Genomic DNA, 23,011 nt, shown 5'->3' with positions numbered 1-23,011 from the left:
TCGGTCCACAGTGGATCGAAGTGGTTCGGCGCTGCCGGCGCGGAACGCCGTGGCGGGCTCGGCGGACCGCGGCCGAGCCCCGCCGAACCGGTCAGCTCGGGGCGGCGCCGGCGGCGATCAGCTCCAGCCGGTTCCGGTAGTCCGCCCACCACTCCGGATCGCCGGAGGCCATCATCGGGACGTCCTCGTGCAGGCCGACGGCGCCGTCGATCAGCTCCCGCACGACGTCCGCGTGCCCGGCGTGCCGGTTCGTCTCCGCGATCATGTGCAGCAGGATCCCGTGCAGCGTCGTCTGCCGGTCCGGCTCGGCGAACCACTCCACATGACCGGCCGCATCCAGCGGCAGCGCCGCGATCGTGCCGTCCGAGTGCTCGCACGCCCGCCGGTACAACCCGACGATGTACTCCCGGGATTCGTCGGCGGTGGCCCACAGGTCCGCGTTGGGCTCGGCGTCCGGCCGGAACCAGGCCACCGGCTCGTCGAAGGGCTCGCCGAAGACGTGGCTCAGGTACAGCAGCTCGACGGTGATCAGGTGCTTGACCAACCCCAGCAGGTTGGTGCCGGTCGGCGTCAGCGGGCGGCGGATGTCGCGCTCGGGAAGCCCGTCCAGCTTCCACAGCAGCGCCGCGCGCGCCTCCCGCAGGTACCGGTGGAGATCGGCTTTCAGATCGGCCTCGGCCATGGTGGATCGCCTCCTGGGCGAGCGGTCGATGTCAGGTCGACACAGGGACTCCCGCGATGCGGCAGAATCGTCGATCGTGAGCGAAGTTTTTTCCGCGCGGACTTCGGATCCGGTGGTGGAGGACGACCTGGCGCAGGCGCGTGGCGGTGACGACGCCGCGTTCACCCGGCTCGTGAAGCCGCTGCGCCGCGAGCTGCACGCGCACTGCTACCGCATGCTCGGCTCCACCTACGACGCCGACGACGCGTTGCAGGACGCGCTCCTGCGGGCGTGGCGCGGCCTCGCACGCTTCGAGGGCCGCAGCTCGCTGCGCTCATGGCTCTACACCGTGGCCACCCGCACCTGCCTGGACGCGATCGAAGCGCGCGGCAAGCGGGCGCTGCCCGTCGACCTCGGCCCGGCCAGCGACCGCGCCGTGACCGGCGATGTTCCGGTGACCGAAGTCGCCTGGCTGGGGCCCTACCCGGACGCGGGCCTCGGCGACGGCCCGGCCGGCCCGGCTTCGCGCTACGAGCAGCGCGAAGCCGTCGAACTCGCCTTCGTCGCGGCGCTGCAACACCTGCCGGGCAACCAGCGGGCGGCGCTGCTGCTCTTCGAGGTGCTCGGATTCTCCGCTGCCGAGATCGCCGCCACCATGAACACCACGACCACGTCGGTGAACTCGGCCCTGGCGCGCGCCCGCAAGGTCGTCGCGGAGCGGGTCCCGGCCCGCACCCAGCAGCAGGCGCTGCGGGAGATCGACGACGCGCGCCTGCACGAGATCGTCGACGGGTTCGCCGCGGCGCTGGAACACGGCGACGCCGACGCGCTGGTCGCGCTGCTGACCGAGGACGTCACGTGGTCCATGCCGCCGATGCGGCACTGGTACCGCGGCATCGAGGCCGTCACCGACTTCGCCGTGCACGTCCCGCTGGTCTGCGGCTCCTGGCGGCATCTCCGGACCACCGCCAACGGCCAGCCCGCGGTGGGCTGCTACCTCTGGGACGACGAGGCCGGCGCGCACCTGGCCTGGTCGGTCAACGTGCTGACGCTGCGCGACGACCGCATCGCCGAGATCACGTCGTTCATCGGCCGCGACCACTTCCCGCCCTTCGACCTGCCCACCGAGCTGCCCTGACAGGATCGTGAGTACTTCCGGCGCAACCCCACCTGTTTGCAGGTGGTTTGATCTTTTTCTTTGAAGCGGCGCAGCCGCTCAGCCCACTCTCGCAACTTGCACCGCCGCGGGTTCTCAGACGGTGCCCACCCCGTCGGGGTTCTTGGCGAGGCCAGTCCCCGATGCCGCGTATTGGTTCATACGTAAGTCGGGGATCCCACAGTGAGAAGGCGTCTGTAATTCCTGCAGGGGGGTCGCGACCCGCACCGCCACGCAAAACGAGTCTGAAAACAGCTTTCGTCAGCTGGTGATGTCCTTGTGGTTGAAGCGCCAGATCGCCAGGGCGCCGAAGACCGCCGCGTACGCCAGGCCGGAGAACGCCCCGTGCGTCATCGCCGTCCAGTCGACGTCGTGGCCCAGCAGGTCCGAGTAGGCCGTCGAGTAGTGCGTCGGAAGGTAGTTCCGCAGGTCTCCCAGCGCCGTGATCTGGTCCAGGATCTCCGACAGGATCGACACCACCACCGCACCGCCGACCGCGCCCAGCGGCGCGTCCGTGCTGACGCTCAGGAACAGGGCCAGCCCGGCGATCCAGGTCAGGTGCACCGCCAGGTAGACCGTGGCCGCCGCGATGCTGACCACCCCGGTCGGGAACGGCACCGCCTCGCCGGTGGTGCTGACCAGGTCGCCGCTGCCGTACCAAAGCAGGCCCACGCCGAGCGCGACCGCCGACAGCAGCACCAACCCGAAACCCGCCAGCAGCGCCGAAACGACAGCCTTCTGCCGGAGCAGCCGGGTGCGGGGGATGGGCGCGGCGAGCAGGTACCGCAGGCTCGACCAGGACGCCTCGCTGGCCACAGTGTCGCCGAAGAACAACGCCACCACCACGACCAGCAGGAAGTTGGTCGAGGCGAACAGCGTGAACACCGCGAAGTTCAGGCCGCTGGCGGTGGCGATGTCGGCCAGCGTGCGGCCGCGCTGCCCGCCGTCGTCGCCGAGCTCGAAGGCCAGCAGCAGGAGGAACGGCAGCACGGCCAGGAAGCCCAGCGCCAGCCGGGTGCGGCGGCGCCGCAGCTGCCGCGCCAGCTCCACCCGCACCGGCAGGGTCCGCTTCGCGCGGTAGCCCTCGACGCTGCCGTCGGCCTGGGTCGGCTGGCGGCGGCCGGACCGGACGACCGCGGTCTCCGCGGTGTCCAGCTGTCCGACCTTGGGTCCTTCGGCGTCCTCGGTCACCGTTGATCCTCCCCGACCAGCTGCAAGAAAGCGTCCTCCAGCCGCCGTCGCGGCCCCACCTGGTGCACTCCGATCCCGGAGGCGACCAGCACGTTCACCGCCACCGCGGTCGAGTGCCCGGCGAGGTTGGCGTGCACCAGGTCGCCGTCGGTCTCCACCGGGCCGAGCCCTTCGATGGTGCACAGCGCCTCGGCGGCCTGTTCCGGCTGGTCGACGCGGAACGTCGCCTCGCCGTTGACCGACACGATGTCGGCCACGCTGCCCGCCGCCACCAGCCGGCCGTCGTGCATGACCACCACGTGCGTGCAGGTCTGCTCGACCTCGGCGAGCAGGTGGCTGGACACCAGGACGGTGCGGCCGGTGGTCGCGTAGCGGCGCAGGATCTCGCGCATCTGGTGGATCTGCGGCGGGTCCAGCCCGTTGGTCGGTTCGTCGAGCACCAGCAGCTCCGGCAGCCCCAACATCGCCTGCGCGATCGCCAGCCGCTGCTTCATGCCCTGGCTGTAGGTGCGGACAGGACGGCGGGCCGCCGTGCCGAGACCGGCGATCTGCAGCACCTCGTCGAAGCGGGCCTGCAGCATCGGCCGCCCGGTCGCCGCCCAGTAGTACCGCAGGTTGTCCAGGCCGGACAGGTGCGGCAGGAAGCCCGGCGTCTCCACCAGCGAACCCACCCGGGACAGCACCGGAGCCCCGCCGACCACCCGGTGGCCGAACACCCGGATCTGCCCGGAACTCGGCTTGAGCAGCCCCAGCAGCATCCGCAGCGTGGTCGTCTTGCCCGCCCCGTTGGGGCCGAGCAGCCCGACGATCTGGCCGCGCTCGACGCGGATGGACAGGTCCTCGACCGCGGCGGGCTTCTCCGGGTACGACTTGGTCAGCCCGGCGATCAGCAGCGGCGTATCGGTCAGCAGCTGGTCGACGTCGTCGGTGCTCTTGCGCCGGATCAGCGAGATCACCCACGCCGCCAGCGCCGCCGCGATAACGACGCCGATGCCGACCAGCGGCGCCACCGGTATCGAGTTGCCGGTCGTGGTCTCGCCGCGCACCGACGGGATCGACACCGAGCCGTCGCCGGCCAGGCCGATGCGGTGCACCGCCGGTTCCCGCGGCACCGCGTAGGCCTGGTCGGTGGTGGCCACCGCCAGCTCCAGCCGGTGACCGGTCTCCAGCGGGTGCACGACGCCCGGCAGCGCCACGTCCATCTCGACCGGCGTGCCGTCCGCCGGCAGGCCGGTCACGTGCAGCGGCGACACGGCGTTGCCGATCAGGCTGCGCTGCTGGTCCGGGCCGACGTCGTAGAGCTTGGTGAACAGCACCGCGTCCCCGGTCGCGGGCTGGCCGGGCACCGACGCCACCGAAAGCCGGGTCTGCGCCGTGCCGGAGATCAGCAGCTGGCTGTCCAGCGGATCGGTGCGGAACACCGCCACCTGGCCGGGCAGGTCGCGCGCCAGCGAGCGGCCGAGGCTGCCCGCGGCGTCGAGCACCTCGCCGGCGCCGGGCAGCGAGCTGGTCGCGGCCGGGCTGCCGCCCGGCGGGTTGACCACCTGCGTGACCGCGCCGTGCAGCTGCAGTGCGAAACGCGGCGTGCGTTCGGCTTGCACGCCCGGGTAGGCGGGGGCCGACACGGTGCGCACCGGGATCTCGCCGTTGCGCTGCGGCCGCCCGGCGATGTCGTACTCGAAGGCGGTGCCGGGATCGGGCACCGGCGGCACCCCGCCGAGGTGGAAGGCGAACCAGTCCGCGATGCGTCCCCGCAGCGCCGCGTCCGGTGAGGCGCCGTCGTGGCCGCCGGCGAACCAGATGGTCTTGACCTTGCCCCCGGCGGCGGAGATCTGGCGGGCGTTGGCGTCGGCCTGGTCGAGGCCGAACAGGGTGTCCCGCTCGCCCTGCACCAGCAGCGTCGGCACCTTGATGCGGGCGGTGACGGACTTGGGGGAGACGCGGTCGAGCAGCTCCAGCGTCGCCTGCCCGGCGCGGCCGGTCTGCGCCACCTCGGTGTAGGCCGCGCACACCTGCTCGGTGAAGCTCCCGCAGGTCAGCGGCTGCCCGGTCGGCGTGGCCGAGGCGCCGTCGGACGGCGGGGCCTGCGGCGGGTCCTCGGCGCGGCGTTCCGGCGAGCTCCCCGCCGAGAACAGCAGGCCCGCCCACGCCTGCTTGAACACGCCCTGGGCGGTCGCGGCGCTGCGGGCCGGGGTGCTGCCGTCGATCTGGTCCCGCGAGGCGGAGTTGGGCAGCAATGCCTGGCCGAGGTCGTTGTAGGTCATCACCGGCGCGATCGCGTCGACCCGCCGGTCGGTGCCGGCCAGCAGCAGGCTCAGCGCGCCGCCGTAGGAGCCGCCGGTGACGCCGACCCTCGGATCGCCCTCGCCGTCGCGCAGCACCTCCGGCTGGCGGGCCAGCCAGTCCAGCAGCTGGCGGGCGTCGGTCACCTCGTAGTCGGGGTAGTTCAGCGCGATTTTCCCTGTGCTGCGGCCGAAACCGCGGGAGGAATAGGTGAGCACGGTGAACCCGCGCTGCGCCAGCTCCTGCGCCTGCGCCGCGGTGTCGTCCTTGCTGCCGCCGAAGCCGTGCGCGAGCAGGATCGCCGGCGCCGGGGTGTCCGCCGGGGCGAACAGCGTGACGTCGATCTGCACCCGCTCGTTCGCGCCGGGGCCGTCGAGCACGTCCAGCAGTGCCTCCCGGGGCGCTTCCGGCGCGGCGGCCGGTTTCTCATCGCCGGACCACAGGAAAGCACCGAACACCACGAGAGCAACGCAGGTAAGGGCTATCAGCGCGAGGCCCTTGCGGCGACGGGGGGAGGCGGACACGCATTCGACATTAGGTGAAGACGACGGCACCAGATTCGTTCCAGACGGGGGCGAAGGCAAGACGCTATGAACCAGAGACCAAACAGCAACCGGACACGTCGTCGTGCCGGCCGCAGAGGTCGCCTCCGCATCCCCGCGTGCGGTCCCGGTGGGACCGGGCGGTGGTGATCATAGCGATGATCGGGTGAGACGCAATGATCTCGGTGCGGCCGTCGGTGTGATGCCCGGTTTGCTCCCGTTGCCGCCTTGGACGGTCGCCCGTACGGTTCGCCACGTGATGTTCGTTGCTTGTGCGGCCCCGGGGTGGTGTGCGGACCCACGCATAAGTGACAATCTTGGCAAGTGGAGGGGAGTATTCCTTCGCGGCGGTGTCGTCATCACGGAACTTGCTCTGACAAGCCCGGTGCCGTCGACCGGCCGAAGGCCGGTGGAAGAGACCTCCGGTCCCTGGCGCATGCCCTGAACCGGAGGTGATGAATGGGTGCCGTGACGTTGCTGGCCCAACAGGCACAGCCCGCAGTCGATCGACTGGACGTTCCCTGGTGGATCTGGGCGGCCACGCTCGGCGGCCTCGCCCTGCTGCTCCTGCTCGACCTCGTGATCGTGGACCGCAAGCCGCACGAGGTCACCACCGGTGAAGCGGCCAAGTGGGTCGTGTTCTACGTCGGTTGCGCGATCCTGTTCGGGATCGGCGTCTGGGTGTTCGGGGACTCCCACTTCGCGATCGAATACTTCACCGGTTACATCACCGAGTACTCGCTGAGCGTGGACAACCTGTTCATCTTCATGGTGATCATGTCCAGTTTCGCGGTGCCGTCCATCCACCAGCACCGGGTGCTGCTGATCGGCATCCTGCTGGCGCTGGTGATGCGCGGCATCTTCATCGCGGTCGGCGCTGCGCTGATCGCCAAGTTCGTCTGGGTCTTCTTCATCTTCGGCGCGTTCCTGATCTGGACCGCGGTCAGCATGGTCCGCAAGAAGGACGAGGACGAGGAGTACAAGGAAAACGCGGTCGTCCGCTGGGTCCGCAAGCTGTTCCCGGTGACCGACGACTACCACGGCGCCAAGTCGACCGTGAAGATCGACGGCAAGCGCCTCCTGACGCCGATGTTCGTGGTGATCGTCGCGATCGGCAGCGCCGACCTGCTGTTCGCGGTGGACTCGATCCCGGCGATCTTCGGCATCACCCAGGACCCGTTCCTGGTCTTCGCCGCCAACGCTTTCGCCCTGATGGGGCTGCGGCAGCTGTACTTCCTGCTCGGCGGCCTGGTGGACAAGCTGATCTACCTGTCGGTGGGCCTGGCGGTGATCCTCGGGTTCATCGGCATCAAGCTGATCCTGCACGCGTTCCACGAGTACCACCTGGTGCCGGAGTGGCTGGAGATCACCAACTGGATGTCGCTGGCCTTCATCATCGTGGTCCTGGGCATCACCACCTGGGCCAGCCTGGCGAAGTCGAAGAAGGACACCGAGTCGCAGCAACAGGAACCGGCCGAAAACGCCTGACCTGAAACACGAGTGCCCGGAGTTCCACATGAGAACTCCGGGCACTTGGTTTGTTTCCAGGCTCGTTTTGCGTGGCGGTGCGGGTGGCGGCCCCCTGCGGGAGTTGCTGCGGTCTTCTCGCTGTGGGATCCCCGACATCATGAATGACCAATTCACCACGTCGGGGCTGTCCTCGCTGGGAGAACCCCGGAGGGGTGGGCGCCGTGAACCCGCGGCGGTGCAAGTTGCGAGGGTGGGCTAAGCGGCTGCGCCGCTTCAAAGACAACAACCCGCCCTACCGCACCGCAGGTCACCACATTCAAAACAGCCGCTATGGCAACAAAACGCACATGGGTCAGTCGAGCAGGGTGTAGCTCAGTTCTTTGCAGACTCGTCCCAGTGGGACGTCCAGTCCCGGGTGGCTCAGGGGCAACAGGACGTCCGGGGAATCCGGGAGCGCCGTTGCCGCCGGCGGGTCCCACAGGCACAGCGACGGGTTCCCCGCGTCCATCGAGGACCGGTACCAGAGGCCGTCGAGTTCCGGGTAGGCCGCGCGGATGCCGCGGGCCCACGCCTGGGTGCGGAGTTTGGGGCCGCTGCTGATCGCCTGCGAGGCCCCGGCCCGGGTGGGCCACAGGCCGGTCAGGTCCAGCAGCCGGAGCGTCCGACGTGGACGGAACAGCACCAGGTGCGGGCTGCGCGTCCGGCGATCCACTGTGGAGGTCGCCTGGTAGACCTCGGCGATGCAGGTCTGCACCGACAGCGAGAAGTACAGCACGCCGTGCTCCCGGGTGACCGTCGGGCCGCCCTGGGTGTTGGGCAGGTGCGGGTCGAACCGGGCGTGCGGCAGCGGGCCGGCGTAGCGGAAGCTGTTCCACTGCTGCGGGTGGTTGCCCCCGGAGGTGAACACGCGCACGAGGCGAGTGCCCGCGGGGACCGCGATCACGTCTTCGGTCCGCCGGAGCATCGCCTGCAGCGCAGCGGGCGCAGGCGGCTGTGGTAGCCGTGCCATGGAGGTCCTGGGTTGGGGTCTCGAAGGTTGGGGAGTGCGCTCAGGCCGGGGTGCCGATGGTGGCGGCGAGCTCGGCGACCCGCTGCGGATCGCCGCCGGCCAGCAGCCACTCGCGCGGGCTCGCCGGCCGGTCCCCGATTTCGAGGTCCTCCTGCGGCGTGGTCATGAAGTTGGCCAGCACGAGCGCCGGCTGGTCGGCGGGCATCAGCGCGAGCACGGCGTCCAGGCCGGGCAGCACGTCGGTGTCGCTGAACTGCCACGCGGGCAGCCGCCATCCGCCGCGGTCCTTCCACCCGATCAGCCGTCGTTCGCTGATGCGGTGGCGGATCCGGCTGCTGTCCACTCCCACGCGGTCCGCGGCCTGGTTGACCGAGAGCGCGGTGTCGCGCAGCACCGCCTGCTCGGCGACGGTCCGCGCCCGGGCGTCGACTTCGGAGTCGCTCAGCGGCGTCAGGTCCAGGCCTGCTTCGGTGAGCGCACGTCGCTCCGTCTCGGTGAAGTGCGCGCCCGGGTCCACCTGCGGCGAGGTGAGCTTCTTCGCGGCGTCCTCGACCAGGGTCAGGAATTCGTTGGCGGTGACCTTTAAACCGGCTCGTGCCAACACGGTCTCCAGCGCGGCTGACATGACTCCAGGGTAGCGCGGGATTCGGGAAATGTGTGCGCGAACGTGCGCCCGGTGCCAAATATCACTTGTCGTAGCAGGTGGATTGCGCAACGTGACGATCTGCTGACTCCGGTCGGGGTGTTCTTTGGCGTGATCGTGGATCTGAAGACCCCGACCGGAGTCGGACTCGGCTACGGCAGGCTGTCCAAATGGGTCCGAACCGGATCGGAGAAAGCGTTGCCGCTGCTGGCGTCCCAGTTGATCGACCAGGTCATCACGCCGCCGATCTCGGGGCGCGGCTGGTCCGGGGTGTACTGGCCGCAGTCGGTGCCGGCGGCCAGGCAGCTCAGCGCGTTGTTGACGATCGATGGATCGACGTACCCGCTACCGGCCGCCGAGGCGGTCGCCGGTAGGCCCAGTGAAACCTGGTCCGGGCGCAGCGTCTGCAGCAGGGTGCACGCCTGTGCGGTGATGAAGTCGACCGAGCCCTGGCTGTAGACCTGGCCGTCGCAGCCGTTCATCGAGCCCGAGTTGTAGTACTGGGTGTGCACGACGGTGAGGATGTCCTTGACGTTCTCGATGAGCTGCAGGTAGGAGCCGCCGGGCTGCACGTCGAGGGTCTGCGGCGCCATGGTGAGCACGAATCCGTCGCCGACGCGTTCGCGCAGCTGGCGGATCGCGCTGGTCGTGTTGGCGACGTTGAGGCCGTGCTCCAAGTCAATATCTAACCCATTGATTCCGTAATCGGTTAAAATTTTTCCAACAGAGTCGACGAAATTTGCGACGTTCGCTTCGCTACCCAGATCGACGTTTCCCCTTTCGCCGCCGATGGACAGCGCGAACGACTTGCCCTCGGCCTTCTTCGCGGCGATGTCAGCTTTGAGTTGCTCGTCCGTGTAGCCGCCGAGTGCGCTGGACAGCTCAGGGTCGACATTGAAGGTGACCGCACCGGGTTTGGCCGGATCGGCGTTGCCGAAGGCCAGTGCGATGACGTCGTAGTTCGCCGAGATGTCGCTGATCTTCAGCGGCTTGGCGCCGTTGACGAAGTTCTGCCAGTACCCGGTGAGGTGGTGGTTGGGCACTGCCTCCGGGGTGGCGGCGGAGCCGGCCGGTGCGAACGCGAGTGCGGTGGCGAGGGCGGCCGCGGCGAGCGCGGCCAGTCGTCTGGTCATGCGGGCCTCCGTGGGGTGAGAGCCGGATGATGTCCTCGAAAAATGGACTGGACCAGTTGTCCGGTCAAGGTTTTGGCGAGGTTGCGACGCGGGAGTTGCGCCGGTCGGAGCACGGCATGCCGCCGAGGGTTGACGAGACGGGGCGCGGGCCGTTGACTGGACGTACCGACTGGTCGGTCTCAACGTGGAGGTGGCGTGTTGGGCAGCGCGTACGACGAACGGCCTTGGCTGGCGCTCTACAACGGCGATGTGCCCGCAGCGTTCGAGCCGCGGATGGGCACCCTGCTCGAACTGTTCGCCGCGGCCCGCCGGGACCATCCGGATCGCGTGGCCATCACCTACTTCGACGGCAGGCTCAGCTACCGGGAACTCGACGAGCTCAGCGACGGCCTGGCGTGCCACCTCGTCGAACAGGGCGTCGGCCCGGGCGACCGGGTGGCGCTGTACCTGCAGAACGTGCCGCAGTTCGCGATCGCGCTGCTGGCCGGCTGGAAGGCCGGCGCGATCGTGGTGCCGCTCAACCCGATGTACCGGAGCCGCGAGCTGACCAAGATCCTCGCCGACGCGCGGCCGGCCGCGGTCGTCTCCTCCGAGCAGGGCTGGCACGACGTCCTCGGCGAGCTCGCCGGCCCCGCCGGGGTGCGGGTCGCGATCACCACCAGCGAGCTCGACCTGCAGACCCGCCACGACCCGCGGCTGTTCGCCGAGCTCGAACGCCGCCCGGCCGCCGGCTGCGCGGACCTGCTGGCGGTCGCGCGGGCGCACGCCGGCCGGCGGCCGCCGGAGGTCGAGCTGTCGAGCTCGGACGTCGCGCTGCTCGTCTACACCTCGGGGACCAGCGGCGTGCCCAAGGGCGCCACCAACACGCACGGCAACGTCGTGTTCAACGCCGAAGGCATGCGGATCCGCGTCGAGAAGCTCGGCGGCAACGGGATCTTCGGGCTCGCGCCGCTGTTCCACATCACCGGCCTGGTCTGCGAGCTCGGCGCCGCGCTGGCGCTGGGCAGGCAGCTCGACCTGGTGTACCGCTTCGAGCCCGGCGTGGTGCTCGACGCGCTGGCCGAGCACCGGCCCTGCTACATGGTCGGCCCGTCCACCGCGTACATGGCCCTGATGAACCACCCGGACGTGACCGCCGACCACTTCTCCTCGCTGGAGCTGGTGTATTCCGGCGGCGCGCCGCTGCCGTCGGCGGTCGTCGAGGACTTCCGCGCGCGGTACGGCCACTACATCCGCAACGGCTACGGCCTGACCGAGACGACCGCGACGGCGACGTCGGTGCCCGCGCACCTGGAGGCGCCGGTCGACGAGGAGTCGGGCACGCTCAGCGTCGGCGTGCCCACCTACAACACCGTGCTGCGCATCGTCGACGACGCCGGGCAGGACCTGCCGGTCGGCGAGGTCGGCGAGATCGTCGTCGACGGGCCCATGGTGGTGCCGTCCTACTGGAACAAGCCCGAGGAGACCGCGGCGGGCATCCGCGGCGGCCGGTTGCACACCGGCGACGTCGGGTTCATGGACGCGCAGGGCTGGTTCTACGTCGTGGACCGCAAGAAGGACATGATCAACGCCTCCGGCTTCAAGGTCTGGCCGCGCGAGGTGGAGGACGTCCTCTACGGACACCCCGCGGTGCGGGAGGTCGCCGTCGTCGGCGTGCCGGACTCCTACCGGGGCGAGACGGTCAAGGCCTACGTCAGCCTGAGCGCGGGCGCGTCGGCCACCGCCGAGGAGCTCGTGGCCCACTGCAAGCGGCAGCTCGCCGCGTACAAGTACCCGCGCAGCATCGAGATCCTCGACGAGCTGCCCAAGACCGCGACCGGCAAGATCCTGCGCCGCGAACTGCGGGACACCGCCCGAGCCGCTGCGCGGTGACGGGCCGTTCGACACCGGAAGTGCCTGGAGAGGAAGGAAATTCATGAGCAAGCGTTTCGACGGCCGGGTGGCGATCGTGACCGGCGCCAGCCGCGGCATCGGCCTGGCCATCGCCGAGCGCCTGGTGTCCGAGGGCGCGAAGGTCACCCTGACCGCCCGCAAGCCCGAGCCGCTGGCGGAGGCGGTGCAGGGCCTCGGCGGAGCCGAGAACGCGCTCGGCATCGCGGGCAAGGCCGACGACGCGGAGCACCAGGCGGAAGCGGTCGCCAAGACCGTGGAGACCTTCGGCCGGGTGGACATGCTGGTCAACAACACCGGCATCAACCCCGCCTACGGCCCGCTGGTCGAGCTGGAGCACGGCATCGCGCGCAAGACCTTCGAGGTCAACGTGCTCGCGGCGCTGGCGTGGACCCAGCAGGTGTACAAGGCGTGGATGAAGGAGCACGGCGGCTCGGTGCTCAACGTGTCCTCGGTGGCCGGTCTGCGGCCCGCGCCGGGCATCGGCTTCTACGGCGCCACCAAGGCGATGCTGGCGTACATCACCAAGGACCTCGCGGTGGAACTCGGCCCGGACGTCCGGGTCAACGGCGTCGCCCCGGCAGTGGTGAAGACGAAGTTCGCCACCGCGCTGTACGAGGACAAGGAGGACGAGGTCGCGGCGGGTTATCCCTTGAAGCGACTGGGAATTCCGGCCGACGTCAGCGGTGCGGCGGCGTTCCTGCTCTCCGACGAGGCATCCTGGATCACGGGGCAGGTCCTGGTGCTCGACGGCGGTGTGACCCTGAGGGGCGGTGTGTGAGCTCGTGGCGATTTCGCGCGAAATCGCCGTTGGCGGAAGCGGAACCAGACTTGGGAAGGGCGGTGTGCGAGTTGCAGCTCGCTGATGCGGTCGTGGTGATCACCGGTGCCGGCAACGGCATCGGCGCGGCGATGGCCCGGAAGTTCGCGGCATCCGGGGCGAAGGTCGTGCTGGGCGATGTGGACGCCGACGCGGTGCGGCAGGTGGCCGCCGAGGTCGGCGGGACGGCGGTGCCCGGCGACGCGGCGGGCGAGGACGGCGTGCGCGCGCTGGTCGACACCGCGCTCGGCGAGCACGGCCGGATCGACCTGTTCTGCGCCAACGCCGGGATCTCCCGCGGCGGCGGGCCGGAGGCCGACGAGGCCGCCTGGGCGCAGTCCTGGGAGGTCAACGTCATGGCGCACGTCCGCGCCGCCCGCGCGGTGCTGCCGCATTGGCTGGAGCAGGGCCGGGGGCACTTCCTGGCGACCGTGTCGGCCGCCGGGCTGCTGACGATGCTGAAGGCGGCGCCGTATTCGGTGACCAAGCACGCCGCGCTCGGCTTCGCCGAATGGCTGGCGATCAGCTACGCCGACCAGGGCATCACGGTGCAGGCCCTGTGCCCGCAGGGCGTGCGCACCAACATGCTCGGCAGCAGCAGCAACGCCGGTGAGGTGATCCTCGCGAAGGGCGCGCTCGAACCGGAGGAGGTCGCCGACGTGGTCGCCGACTCGCTGGGCAGCGGTGAGTTCCTGATCCTGCCGCACCCGGAGGTCGCCGATTACTACGCGCTGCGGGCCGCCGAGCCGCAGCGTTGGCAAGCGGGCATGCGGAAGCTCCAGCGCAAGGTGCAGTAGGCCGGAGGTGTCGCCGCCGGTTCGCGCCGGCGGGTCGATACGCTGGGTTCGGATCGACAGGGGAGGTTGACATGGCGCGGTCGGCGAACGGTCGCACTACTGCCGGACCGGCGGTGGGCGCCGAACCGGTTCCGCAGCGGTTGCTGGCCGTGGCCACGCGGTTGTTCGCCGAGCAGGGCTTCGAAATGACCTCGGTGCAGCAGATCGTCGACGCGGCCGGGGTCACCAAGGGGGCGATGTACCACTACTTCGGCTCCAAGGACGACCTGCTCTACGAGATCTACGCGCGGGTCCTGCGGGTCCAGCAGGCGCGGATGGAGAGCGCGGCGGACAGCGGGGCGCCGGTGCAGGAGCGGCTGCACGCGGTCGCCGCGGACGTCGTCGCCACGACGGCGGCGAACCTCGACGACACGGTGATCTTCTTCCGCTCGATGCACCTGCTGCACCCGGACAAGCAGGCCGAGGTCCGGGCGCAGCGGCGGCGCTACCACGAGCGGGTGCGGGCGTTGATCGAGGAGGGCCAGCGCTCCGGGGTGTTCCGCGAGGACAAGGCCGCCGATCTGGTGGTCGACTTCTTCTTCGGCGCGGTGCACCACCTCGGCACCTGGTTCCGCAAGGACGGCAAGCTCACCGGCGAGGAGGTCGGCGAGCAGTTCGCCGATCTGCTCATCGCGTCCCTGCGCCCGTAGCCGCTACCGGCACTCCTGCAATTCCCGGTCGCTGCCGGGGAGTTCGCCGCGCAGCGCGTTTTCGATGCGGTCGACGTCTCCGCGCTCGCAGGGCGGCAGTGGCGCGCCGGCGGATTCCCGCAGGAGTTTCGGCGTTCTCGGCCGACAGCGCGAATCCGGGCGAGGCGGCCGATGCTCGCGCGGCGAACAGCCGCACCGCCCCGGAGCGCAGCAATTCCGCCGACGGCGCGCCTGGCGTCGGCACGTCCAGCGGCGGCACCTCCCGCAGGTGCTCGCTCGAGACGTCGAGTGGCTCCCGGCTCGTCGCCAGCACGCGCACGTCCGACGCCGGCAGCACCAGCGGCACGAACGCGGCGACCGGCTCGACGACGTGCTCGCAGTTGTCCAGCACGAGAAGCAGCCGCCTGCCGCGCAGCGCCTCGGCGAGCCGTTCGACCGATGACTGCGGCCGGGCGCCGTCGCGGATGCCGAGCGCGGCGGCGACCACGTCGGCCAGTCCGTCCACTGTGGTTTCCCGTGGCAGGCCGGCGAGTTCGACGAGGCACGCCTCGTCCTCGGCGCGGGCCACTTCGAGCGCGAGCCTGGTCTTGCCTACTCCGCCCGGTCCCGTCAGCGTCACCAGGCGATGCGTGCCGAGCAGCGCGCGGACGTCGGCGACGGCGTCGTCGCGGCCGACGAGCTCGGTTTGCGGTGCGGGCAACGGAGTTTGCGTCGGCGGGGCCTGCCGCTGCACCGGTGCGGGCGGCCCGGCGCTCAGCATTTCCTCTTGCAGCGCCGTGAGTTCCGCGCCCGGTTCGAGCCCGAGCTCGTCGCGGAGCAGCCGGCGCAACTTGCGGTAGCTGTCGAGGGCTTCGGTCGTCCGGCCCGAGCCGTGCAGGGCGCGCAGGTGCGCGGCGCGGAGGCGTTCGCGCAGCGGATGCTGCTCGATGAGCTCGCCCAGCTCACCGGCCAGCACCGCGTGGTCGCCCAGCTGCAGCCGTGCCCCGGCGTAGTCCTCCCAGGCCACCAGGCGCTGCTCCTCCAGAGCGGCGGCCGCAGTGCTGGCGAAGGACTCGTCGGCGAACCCGGCGAACGCCTCGCCGCGCCACAGGCCGAGCGCCTCGGCGAGCAGCGCCGCCAGGCCACCCCCGCTGCGCCGCAACGGCACCGTCGAGGAAGTCGCCGCCGCGGCGCTCTTCCTGGCCGAGAGCGCGACGTTCACCACGAACGTCGAGCTGGCGGTCGACGGCGGCTTCGCGCAGGGACTGGGGGGTCACTGACGTGGCCGAGGTGCTGGACAGCCCCGACCCCTCGGTCGCCGAGCACGTGCGCCGCTACCTCGCGACCAACGGCGAGAGCGGCTTCCGCGAGGGCGGCGCGACCAACCTGGTGCTCACCTACCGCGGCCGCAAGACCGGGAAGCTGTACCGGACAGGCCTGTTCTTCGGCGAGGACGACGGTAGGTACGTGCTCGTGGCGTCGGGTTCGGCGATCACGCACACGCACCCGAAGTGGTACCTGAACCTGGCCGCGAACCCCGAGGCCGAGGTCCAGATCCGCGGCGAGCGCTTCGCAGTGCGGGCCCGCACCGCGGAAGGTGCGGAACGCGAGCGGCTGTGGCAGCTGATGGTCGACATGGCGCCGGTGTACCGGACGTACGAGGCGCGCACGCGGCGCATCATTCCCGTGGTGGTGCTGGAGCGCATCCAAGACTCCGCGTAGTGGAGCGCTTCCGGGTGCTGCAGAATCCGGAAGCGCTCGCGGCCCGCCGGTTTCGGTCGTGTTGCGCGGTTCGATCGATCTGTCGCCGGGGGTTGCGCGGGCGGGAACGGAACGGTTCGCTGCTGCTTGGCTTTCCCCTCCGGCCGCAGGAGCCAACATGAGCAGTGAAACCCGCGCCGCCCGGCCACCGAGGCTCGACCGCGTGCTGAACCTGGTGGAACGGGTCGGCAACAAGCTCCCCGAACCGTTCATCCTCTTCGGCCTGCTGTTCCTGGCCGTGGCGGTGGTGTCCACGGTGGTCGCCGCCTTCGGCGTCACCGTGCAGATCCCCGGCGCCGACGGGGTGACGCGGATCCGCGGCGCGTTCAGCGGCGAGGGCCTGGAGTTCCTGTTCACCAAGATGGCGGAGAACTTCATCGGCTTCCCGCCGCTGGAAACCGTGGTCACGATCATGCTGGCGGTCGGGCTCGCGGAGCGGACCGGGCTGCTCACCGCGATGATCCGGGCCGCCTTCGGCGGGGCACCGCGCTGGGTGCTGCCGTACGCGGTGGGACTGGTCGGGATCTCGTCCAGCGTGATGGCGGACTCATCGATGATCATCATCCCGCCGCTGGCGGCGCTGGTGTTCAAGGCGGCGGGCAGGCACCCGGTCGCCGGGCTGCTCGGCGGCTTCGCCGCCACCGGCGCCGGGTACTCCACCGCGCCGGTGGTCACCAGCCTGGACGCGCTGTTCGCCGGGATCAGCAACAAGGTCGCCGAAACCCTGCCGCACGCAGGCACCGCGGTCACGCCGGTGTCGAACTACTACTTCAACGTGGTGTCCTCGATCCTGCTCGGACTGCTGGCCGGGGTGCTGATCGACAAGGTCATCGAGCCGCGGCTGGCGCGCACCGGCGTGTCCCGCGAGGAGTCCGAAGTGGCCGATCAGCCGGTGCTCTCGGTGGCGCTGGAGCCCGCCGAGCGGCGCGGGCTGATCTGGGCGGGCGTGGCGTTCCTGATCGCGTCCGGGCTGGTGCTGCTGCTGGTGCTGTGGCCGGATTCGCCGCTGCGCAACGAAACCGGCGGATTCCTGCCGAAGTCGCCGCTGCTGGACTCGGTGACCACGCTGATCTTCTTCGGCTTCGCGGTGCCCGCCATCGTCTACGGCGCGATCGTCGGGGCGATCGGCCGCGCGGCCGACGTGCCGAAGCTGATGGCCGCCGCCCTGCGGGATCTCACCGGATTCCTGGTGCTGGCGTTCATGCTGGGCCAGTTCATCGCGCTGTTCAACTGGACGAACCTCGGTGCGTGGGTGGCGGTTTCGGGCGCGGACCTGCTGCGCGCGCTCGGCCTGGACGGCTACCCGGCGTTCCTCGGGTTCATGGTGCTGGCGTCGATGCTGAACCTGTTCATCATCTCGGGTTCGAGCCTGTGGACGCTGATGGCGGCGGTGTTCGTGCCGATGTTCGTGCTGCTCGGCTTCGAGCCGGGCTTCGCCCAGGCGGCGTTCCGGGTCGGCGACTCGGCGACGCAGATCATGACGCCGCTGAACCCGTACATGATCATCATCCTGGGCTACCTGCGCCGCTACGAGCCGAACGCGGGGATGGGCACCCTGGTCGCCAGGATGGTTCCGTTCGTGGTCCCGTTCTGGCTGGTGTGGGCCCTGATCCTGACGGTCTTCTACTTCGCCGACCTGCCCCTGGGTCCCGGCATGGGCATCCACATCGCACCGTGACGCGAGAAGGGCATCCCCGAACGATCCGGAGATGCCCTTCGGCGGGGAGGATCGGTCAGAAGACCACCCGGGTGAGGCCCTCCGCCACGCAGGCCGGTTTCGCGCCGCCCTCGATCTCGATGGTGGACTTGACCGTCAGCTGGAGGCCGCCGGCCACCTCGGTCACGTCCGCGAGCTCCGTGGTGGAGCGGACCCGCGAGCCGACCAGGACCGGGCTGGGGAAGCGGACCTTGTTCAGGCCGTAGTTGATCCCCATCTTGGCGCCCTCGAACTTGTAGGTCTGGGAGTTCAGCTTCGGCAGCAGGCTCAGGGTGAGGAACCCGTGCGCGATCGGGCCGCCGAACGGACCCTGCTCGGCGCGCTCGACGTCGATGTGGATCCACTGGTGGTCCAGGGTGGCATCGGCGAACAGGTTCACCTGCTCCTGGGTGACGGTGAGCCATTCGCTGGTGCCGAGCCGCTCGCCCTTGGCCGCGACGATCTCTTCCTTGCTGCTGAATACCCGCAACGCACAACCTCCTTGAGCGACAACGAAAATCTGGGCGCCAGACCGTTGATCCCGGTTATCTGTCTGTTGTTGTGAAGCGCCGTAGGCGCTTGGCCCACCCTCGCAACTCGCACCGCTGCGGGTTCTCAGCGAGGACAGCCCCGATGCCGCGTATTGGTCGCAAGTCGGGGCTCCCACGGTCGAGGCGGCCTCTGAGGTTCCGCTACCGGCACCGCTATGCAAGATGAGTACGGAGACGGTCCTTACGGCGTGGGCAGGTCGGCGAGTTCTCCGATGCGCTGCCGGTGCGCCTCGGCGATGCCGAAGGTGAGCTGGGAGCTCTTGGCCCGGCCCAGGTAGAGGTGCGCCGAGTGCTCCCAGGTCATCCCGATGCCGCCGTGCAGCTGCAGGTGCTCTTCCGCGGCCTTCACGACCAGTTCGGAGCAGTAGGCCTGGGCGATGGCGACCTCGAGTTCCGCCGCGTCGTCGCCGCGCGCCAAGGCGTCGGCGGCGTTGCGGGCCACGGCCCGCCCGGAGCTCACCGTCGCCCACAGGTCCGCCAGCCGGTGCTTGACCGCCTGGAACGAGCCGATCTGGCGGCCGAACTGGTAGCGGGTCTTGGCGTACTCCACGGTGGCGTCCAGGCATTGCTGGGCCAGCCCGACCTGCTCGGCGGCCAGCAGCCCGGCCGCGGTCACCAGCGCCTGCCGGAGGATCCGCTCGGCGTCGGCACCGGCCGCGATCCGCTCGCCGACCGCCCCGTCGAGGGCGAGCGTGCCGAACCGACGGGTGAGGTCCAGCGACGTCGTGGGCGTCCGCGACACCCCGGACACCGAGGTGTCCACCAGGTACAGCGCCGCGCCGTCCGCGTCGGCGGCGGGCACGACCACGTAGTCGGCGACCTCCAGGTCCACCACCGCCGACACCGAGCCGGTCAGCGCGGCGCCGTCGGCCTTCACCGACTGCGGGAACGCGCCGTAGGGCACGGTGGTCAGCCCGACGGCGACGGTGCCGAGCTGCGAGCCGTCGATGAACTGCGGCAGGATCTCCCGCACCCGAGGCTCGTCCGCGCAGGCCACCAGGGTCGCGGTGGTCAGCAGGTTGCTCAGGAACGGCACCGGCGCGACGGACCGGCCGATCTCCTCGGCCACCACCGACAGCTCCCGGGCGCTGGCCCCGGCGCCGCCGAGGTCCTCGGGCACCAGCAGCGCGGCGAGCCCGAGCTCGCCGGCGAGGGTCCGCCACAGCGCGAGGTCGTAGGGCTCGTCGGTCTCGCAGCGGGCCAGCACCGCGGTCCAGTCGCACCGGTCCCGCAGCAGGCGGCGGACGTTCGAGCGCAGGTCCTCTTCGACTTCGCTGTAGAGCAGGTCCGGGGCGCTCATCGCGGCAGCTCCTTCCACGGCCGGTCCTTGTCGGTGCGGATCTCCGGCGGCAGGCCCAGCACGCGCTCGGCGATGATGTTGCGCAGGATCTCGGTGGTGCCGCCCTCGATCGAGTTGCCCTTCGCCCGCAGGTACCGGAAACCGGGGCCGCGCTTGACGAAGTCGGTGTACTCGGGTTGGCGGAACGTCCAGTCGTCGTAGGCCAGGCCCGGTTCGCCGAGGAACTCCAGCTCGAACCCGGTGATCGCCTGGTTCTGCTCGGAGTAGGCGACCTTGACGGCGGAGCCCTCGGGGCCGGGTTCGCCGACGGCGAGCTGCTGGCGCAGCCGGATGCTGGTCAGCCGGGTCGCCTCGGTCTCGACCCACAGCCGCAGCAGCCGGTCGTGCAGGCCGTGCGTGCGCTTCTCGGGGTGCTCGCGCCAGGCCTGCGCGGCGAGGCCGATCATGCCGCCTTCCCGCGCGGGCGCGCGCCCGCCGATGGCGACCCGCTCGTTCATCAGGGTGCCCAGCGCGACCTGCCAGCCCTGGCCGACCTCGCCGAGGCGCTGCGCGTCCGGGATCCGCACCCCGGTCAGGAACACCTCGTTGAACTCGGCTTCGCCGGTGATCTGCCGCAGCGGCCGCACTTCCACGCCCGGTGCGGTCATGTCGCAGATGAAGTAGCTCAGGCCCTTGTGCTTGGGCTGGTCCGGGTCGGAGCGGGCGACCAGGATCGCCCAGCGGGCCTGGTGCGCCAGCGACGTCCAGACCTTCTGCCCGTCCACCACCCACTCGTCACCATCGCGGACCGCCCGGGTGGACAGCGCGGCGAGGTCCGAGCCCGCGCCCGGCTCGCTGAACAGCTGGCACCAGATCTCCTCGCCGGTCCACAGGGGACGGAGGTAGCGGCGGCGCTGCTCGTCGTTGCCGAAGCGCAGGATCGTCGGGGCGGCCATGCCCAGCCCGATGACGTTCAGCTGCGGTTTGTTGTCCGGCGCGCCGGCCTCGGCGAAGGCGGCGTCCACCACCGGCTGCAGCTCCCGCGCGGCGCCCAGGCCGCCGAGACCGGCGGGGAAGTGCACCCACGCCAGCCCGGCGTCGAAGCGGGCCCGCAGGAACTCCAGCCGATCCATCTGCGCGGGATCGTTCGCGGCGAGGAATTCCGTCACCTTGCCGCGGAGTTCGTCGGCGTCCACGGTCATCACGCCTTCGGTCCGCCGGCCACGTAGATCACCTGGCCGGAGACGAACCCGGAGCGGTCGTCGGCGAAGAACGACACCGTGTTGGCGATGTCCTCCGGCTGCCCGACGCGGGCCACCGGAATCTGGCTCGCCGCGGCCTTGGTGAAGTCCTCGAAGTCCATCCCGACCCGCTCGGCGGTCGCCTTGGTCATGTCGGTGGCGATGAAGCCGGGCGCGATGGCGTTGGCGGTGACGCCGAACTTGCCGAGCTCGATGGCCAGCGTCTTGGTCAGGCCCTGCAGCCCGGCCTTGGCGGTGGAGTAGTTGGCCTGGCCGCGGTTGCCCAGCGCGGAGGTGCTGGAGAGGTTCACGATCCGGCCCCACTTGGCCTCGACCATGTGCTTCTGCACGGCACGGCTCATCAGGAACGCGCCGCGCAGGTGCACGTTCATCACCATGTCCCAGTCGTCCTCGGACATCTTGAACAGCATGTTGTCCCGGATGACGCCGGCGTTGTTGACCAGCACCGTCGGCCCGCCGAGCTCGGCGGCGATGCGGTCCACCGCGGCCTGCACCTGCGCGGCGTCGCTGACGTCGCAGCCGACCGCCAGCGCCTTGCCGCCGCCGGACTCGATGGCCGACACCGTGTCGGCGCACTGCTTCTCGTCGAGGTCGATGACCGCCACGGCGAAGCCGTCCTCGGCCAGGCGCTTGGCAGTGGCCGCCCCGATTCCGCGCGCGGCACCGGTGACGATCGCGACACGACTGTCTGCCATTTGATCTCCTTGCGAGTGTTGTGGTGGGGGTCGTGAGCGGTAGTGGCCGTTCCAGCGACCACTACCACTCACGAGGCCTCAGGGACGGTGGTATTGCGTACGCGGCTGCAGGTGGTCATACATGAGTCTGCGATCCCGGACCGAGAAGGCCGCTGAGGTTCCGCTGCCTGCACCGCTACGCAAACCAGCTCGCACCTCTTACTTGTACTTCTTCAGCTCCCGGCGGGCCAGGGAGCGGCGGTGCACCTCGTCCGGGCCGTCGACGATGTGCAGGGTGCGGGCGTGCGCGTACAGGTTCGCCAGCGGGAACTCCTGGCTGACGCCACCGCCGCCGTGCGCCTGGATGGCGCGGTCGATCACCCAGGTGACCATCTCCGGCACCCCGACCTTGATCGACTGGATCTCGGTGTGCGCGCCCTGGTTGCCGACGGTGTCCATCAGCCACGCGGTCTTGAGCACCAGCAGCCGGGCCTGCTCGATCTTCACCCGCGACTCGGCGATCCAGTGCTGCACCACGCCCTGCTCGGCCAGCGGCTTGCCGAAGGCGATGCGCTCGTTGGCGCGGCGGCACATCAGCTCCAGCGCCCGCTCGGCCATCCCGATGGCGCGCATGCAGTGGTGGATGCGGCCCGGCCCGAGCCGGGCCTGGGCGATCGCGAAGCCCTCGCCCTCGCCGGCGATGATGTTCTCCACCGGCACCCGGACGTTGTCGAACACGATCTCGGCGTGGCCGCCGTGGTCGGCGTCGTCGTAGCCGAACACGTTCATGCTGCGGATGATCTGCACGCCGGGCGTGTCCTTGGGCACCAGGATCTGGCTCTGCTGGCGGTGCCGCTCGGCGTCCGGGTCGGTCTTGCCCATCACGATCAGGATCTTGCAGCGCGGGCTCATCGCACCGGAGGAGAACCACTTGCGGCCGTTGATCACGTAGTGGTCGCCGTCGCGCTCGATGCGGGTGCCGATGTTGGTGGCGTCGGAGGAGGCGACGTCGGGTTCGGTCATGCAGAACGCGGAGCGGATCTCGCCGTCCAGCAGCGGCTGCAGCCACTGCTTCTTCTGCTGCTCGGTGCCGAACAGCGACAGCACCTCCATGTTGCCGGTGTCCGGCGCGGCGCAGTTGGTGGCCTCCGGGGCCAGCCGACCGACGCGGCCCATGATCTCGGCCAGCGGCGCGTACTGGAGGTTGGTCAGCCCGGCGCCGTGCTCACCGGGCAGGAACAGGTTCCACAGGCCGCGCCTGCGGGCCTCGGCCTTGAGGTCCTCCATGATCGGCGGGTGCGCCGCCCACGGGTCGTCGCCCGCGGCCAGCTGTTCGAGGAACACCGGTTCGGCGGGGTAGACGTGGGAATCCATGAAGTCCAGCAGCTGCTTGCGCAGCTCCTCGGTGCGTTCGTCGTAGCCGAAATCCATCTTCATTCCTCCTTGAATGCCCTGTCTTTGAAGCGGCGAAGCCGCTTAGCCCACCTTCGCCACCGGCACCGCCGCGGGTTCTCAGGCGTTCCCT

At 70.2% G+C, this 23,011-nt stretch carries 21 protein-coding genes; 9 read left to right on the top strand and 12 right to left on the bottom strand.

The annotated features are described in order from the left end of the window. Positions 1-91: 91 nt before the first annotated feature. Entirely contained in the window at positions 92-682 is a 591-nt protein-coding gene (locus BLW84_RS32185) for a DinB family protein (RefSeq protein WP_093273147.1), read from the bottom strand. A gap of 76 nt (positions 683-758) precedes the next feature. Here BLW84_RS32185 and BLW84_RS32180 point away from each other — a divergent pair, with 76 nt between their 5' ends. Then, complete coding sequence (locus BLW84_RS32180; protein ID WP_245761533.1) at positions 759-1,799, top strand: sigma-70 family RNA polymerase sigma factor; 1,041 nt, start codon at positions 759-761, stop codon at positions 1,797-1,799. A 279-nt stretch (positions 1,800-2,078) separates the two neighbouring features. Here BLW84_RS32180 and BLW84_RS32175 read toward each other — a convergent pair whose 3' ends face one another. Both BLW84_RS32175 and BLW84_RS32170 read right to left on the bottom strand, forming a co-directional pair. After that, complete coding sequence (locus BLW84_RS32175; protein ID WP_093273146.1) at positions 2,079-3,008, bottom strand: ABC transporter permease; 930 nt, start codon at positions 3,006-3,008, stop codon at positions 2,079-2,081. Continuing rightward, positions 3,005-5,815 carry an alpha/beta fold hydrolase gene (locus BLW84_RS32170; RefSeq protein ID WP_177226802.1) on the bottom strand — a complete coding sequence of 937 codons (2,811 nt, stop codon included), beginning with the start codon at positions 5,813-5,815 and terminating at the stop codon, positions 3,005-3,007. The genes BLW84_RS32175 and BLW84_RS32170 overlap by 4 nt, the downstream gene beginning before the upstream one ends. Before the next feature lie 528 nt (positions 5,816-6,343). Here BLW84_RS32170 and BLW84_RS32165 point away from each other — a divergent pair. After that, entirely contained in the window at positions 6,344-7,321 is a 978-nt protein-coding gene (locus tag BLW84_RS32165) for a TerC family protein (protein WP_093273195.1), read from the top strand. Between the two features lie 334 nt (positions 7,322-7,655). On the opposite strand, the gene BLW84_RS32160 is transcribed toward BLW84_RS32165, so the two are convergent. The 3 genes from BLW84_RS32160 to BLW84_RS32150 form a co-directional block, all read right to left on the bottom strand. Then, a complete protein-coding gene (locus tag BLW84_RS32160) occupies positions 7,656-8,312 on the bottom strand; it encodes an RES family NAD+ phosphorylase (protein ID WP_177226801.1) in 657 nt (218 codons plus the stop codon). Positions 8,313-8,352: 40 nt separating this feature from the next. After that, positions 8,353-8,937: a DNA-binding protein gene (locus BLW84_RS32155; RefSeq protein ID WP_093273144.1), complete on the bottom strand. Its 585-nt coding sequence runs from the start codon at positions 8,935-8,937 to the stop codon at positions 8,353-8,355. Positions 8,938-9,107: 170 nt separating this feature from the next. Further along, complete coding sequence (locus tag BLW84_RS32150) at positions 9,108-10,088, bottom strand: chitinase (protein ID WP_093273143.1); 981 nt, start codon at positions 10,086-10,088, stop codon at positions 9,108-9,110. A 198-nt stretch (positions 10,089-10,286) separates the two neighbouring features. Here BLW84_RS32150 and BLW84_RS32145 point away from each other — a divergent pair, with 198 nt between their 5' ends. The 4 genes from BLW84_RS32145 to BLW84_RS32130 all read left to right on the top strand — a co-directional run bounded on the left by BLW84_RS32145 (position 10,287) and on the right by BLW84_RS32130 (position 14,284). Continuing rightward, positions 10,287-11,960 (top strand): AMP-binding protein, encoded by a 1,674-nt coding sequence (locus tag BLW84_RS32145; RefSeq protein ID WP_245761540.1) that lies wholly within the window; start codon positions 10,287-10,289, stop codon positions 11,958-11,960. A gap of 43 nt (positions 11,961-12,003) precedes the next feature. Then, positions 12,004-12,759 (top strand): SDR family oxidoreductase, encoded by a 756-nt coding sequence (locus tag BLW84_RS32140; protein ID WP_093273141.1) that lies wholly within the window; start codon positions 12,004-12,006, stop codon positions 12,757-12,759. Positions 12,760-12,821: 62 nt separating this feature from the next. Further along, positions 12,822-13,595, top strand: a complete 774-nt coding sequence (locus tag BLW84_RS32135; RefSeq protein WP_093273137.1) for an SDR family oxidoreductase — start codon at positions 12,822-12,824, stop codon at positions 13,593-13,595. A gap of 71 nt (positions 13,596-13,666) precedes the next feature. Beyond that, on the top strand, positions 13,667-14,284 hold the full coding sequence (locus BLW84_RS32130) for a TetR/AcrR family transcriptional regulator (RefSeq protein WP_093273134.1): 618 nt from the start codon (positions 13,667-13,669) through the stop codon (positions 14,282-14,284). Here BLW84_RS32130 and BLW84_RS32125 read toward each other — a convergent pair. Then, the gene (locus tag BLW84_RS32125; protein ID WP_245761532.1) at positions 14,262-15,425 is read right to left on the bottom strand and encodes an ATP-binding protein; all 1,164 of its coding nucleotides are present in this window, start codon (positions 15,423-15,425) and stop codon (positions 14,262-14,264) included. The two genes, BLW84_RS32130 and BLW84_RS32125, sit on opposite strands and share 23 nt — an antisense overlap. On the opposite strand from BLW84_RS32125, the gene BLW84_RS48545 reads away from it, so the two are divergent. The 3 genes from BLW84_RS48545 (at position 15,322) to BLW84_RS32110 (ending at position 17,702) form a co-directional block, all read left to right on the top strand. Next, on the top strand, positions 15,322-15,543 hold the full coding sequence (locus tag BLW84_RS48545) for an SDR family oxidoreductase (protein ID WP_218157555.1): 222 nt from the start codon (positions 15,322-15,324) through the stop codon (positions 15,541-15,543). The two genes, BLW84_RS32125 and BLW84_RS48545, sit on opposite strands and share 104 nt — an antisense overlap. A 1-nt stretch (position 15,544) precedes the next feature. Next, positions 15,545-15,985, top strand: a complete 441-nt coding sequence (locus tag BLW84_RS32115; RefSeq protein WP_093273129.1) for a nitroreductase family deazaflavin-dependent oxidoreductase — start codon at positions 15,545-15,547, stop codon at positions 15,983-15,985. Positions 15,986-16,142: 157 nt separating this feature from the next. Next, the gene (locus BLW84_RS32110) at positions 16,143-17,702 is read left to right on the top strand and encodes an AbgT family transporter (RefSeq protein WP_093273127.1); all 1,560 of its coding nucleotides are present in this window, start codon (positions 16,143-16,145) and stop codon (positions 17,700-17,702) included. A 55-nt stretch (positions 17,703-17,757) separates the two neighbouring features. On the opposite strand, the gene BLW84_RS32105 is transcribed toward BLW84_RS32110, so the two are convergent. The 5 genes from BLW84_RS32105 to BLW84_RS32085 form a co-directional block, all read right to left on the bottom strand. After that, a complete protein-coding gene (locus BLW84_RS32105; RefSeq protein WP_093273125.1) occupies positions 17,758-18,210 on the bottom strand; it encodes a MaoC family dehydratase in 453 nt (150 codons plus the stop codon). A 242-nt stretch (positions 18,211-18,452) separates the two neighbouring features. Continuing rightward, positions 18,453-19,571, bottom strand: coding sequence for an acyl-CoA dehydrogenase family protein (locus tag BLW84_RS32100; RefSeq protein ID WP_093273122.1), 1,119 nt, complete (start codon positions 19,569-19,571; stop codon positions 18,453-18,455). After that, on the bottom strand, positions 19,568-20,752 hold the full coding sequence (locus BLW84_RS32095; protein WP_093273120.1) for an acyl-CoA dehydrogenase family protein: 1,185 nt from the start codon (positions 20,750-20,752) through the stop codon (positions 19,568-19,570). Before BLW84_RS32095 ends, BLW84_RS32100 begins: the two co-directional genes overlap by 4 nt. Continuing rightward, a complete protein-coding gene (gene fabG, locus BLW84_RS32090; RefSeq protein ID WP_093273118.1) occupies positions 20,752-21,507 on the bottom strand; it encodes a 3-oxoacyl-ACP reductase FabG in 756 nt (251 codons plus the stop codon). The genes BLW84_RS32095 and fabG overlap by 1 nt, the downstream gene beginning before the upstream one ends. Before the next feature lie 198 nt (positions 21,508-21,705). Continuing rightward, a complete protein-coding gene (locus BLW84_RS32085) occupies positions 21,706-22,917 on the bottom strand; it encodes an acyl-CoA dehydrogenase family protein (RefSeq protein ID WP_093273192.1) in 1,212 nt (403 codons plus the stop codon). Positions 22,918-23,011 lie beyond the last annotated feature (94 nt).

Source organism: Saccharopolyspora shandongensis, from assembly GCF_900106995.1.
Lineage (GTDB): Bacteria > Actinomycetota > Actinomycetes > Mycobacteriales > Pseudonocardiaceae > Saccharopolyspora > Saccharopolyspora shandongensis.
Note: the sequence above shows the minus strand (reverse complement) of the source record. Positions and strands in the feature narration are given on the sequence as shown.

What these genes read in the sequence shown, in the direction of transcription:
- BLW84_RS32155 (WP_093273144.1), bottom strand. Translation starts at nt 8,937, where the DNA reads ATGTCAGCCGCGCTGGAGACCGTGTTGGCACGAGCCGGTTTAAAGGTC.
- BLW84_RS32140 (WP_093273141.1), top strand. Translation starts at nt 12,004, where the DNA reads ATGAGCAAGCGTTTCGACGGCCGGGTGGCGATCGTGACCGGCGCCAGC.
- BLW84_RS32130 (WP_093273134.1), top strand. Translation starts at nt 13,667, where the DNA reads ATGGCGCGGTCGGCGAACGGTCGCACTACTGCCGGACCGGCGGTGGGC.
- BLW84_RS32085 (WP_093273192.1), bottom strand. Translation starts at nt 22,917, where the DNA reads ATGGATTTCGGCTACGACGAACGCACCGAGGAGCTGCGCAAGCAGCTG.
- BLW84_RS32150 (WP_093273143.1), bottom strand. Translation starts at nt 10,088, where the DNA reads ATGACCAGACGACTGGCCGCGCTCGCCGCGGCCGCCCTCGCCACCGCA.
- BLW84_RS32160 (WP_177226801.1), bottom strand. Translation starts at nt 8,312, where the DNA reads ATGGCACGGCTACCACAGCCGCCTGCGCCCGCTGCGCTGCAGGCGATG.
- BLW84_RS32110 (WP_093273127.1), top strand. Translation starts at nt 16,143, where the DNA reads ATGAGCAGTGAAACCCGCGCCGCCCGGCCACCGAGGCTCGACCGCGTG.
- fabG (WP_093273118.1), bottom strand. Translation starts at nt 21,507, where the DNA reads ATGGCAGACAGTCGTGTCGCGATCGTCACCGGTGCCGCGCGCGGAATC.
- BLW84_RS32185 (WP_093273147.1), bottom strand. Translation starts at nt 682, where the DNA reads ATGGCCGAGGCCGATCTGAAAGCCGATCTCCACCGGTACCTGCGGGAG.
- BLW84_RS32095 (WP_093273120.1), bottom strand. Translation starts at nt 20,752, where the DNA reads ATGACCGTGGACGCCGACGAACTCCGCGGCAAGGTGACGGAATTCCTC.
- BLW84_RS32100 (WP_093273122.1), bottom strand. Translation starts at nt 19,571, where the DNA reads ATGAGCGCCCCGGACCTGCTCTACAGCGAAGTCGAAGAGGACCTGCGC.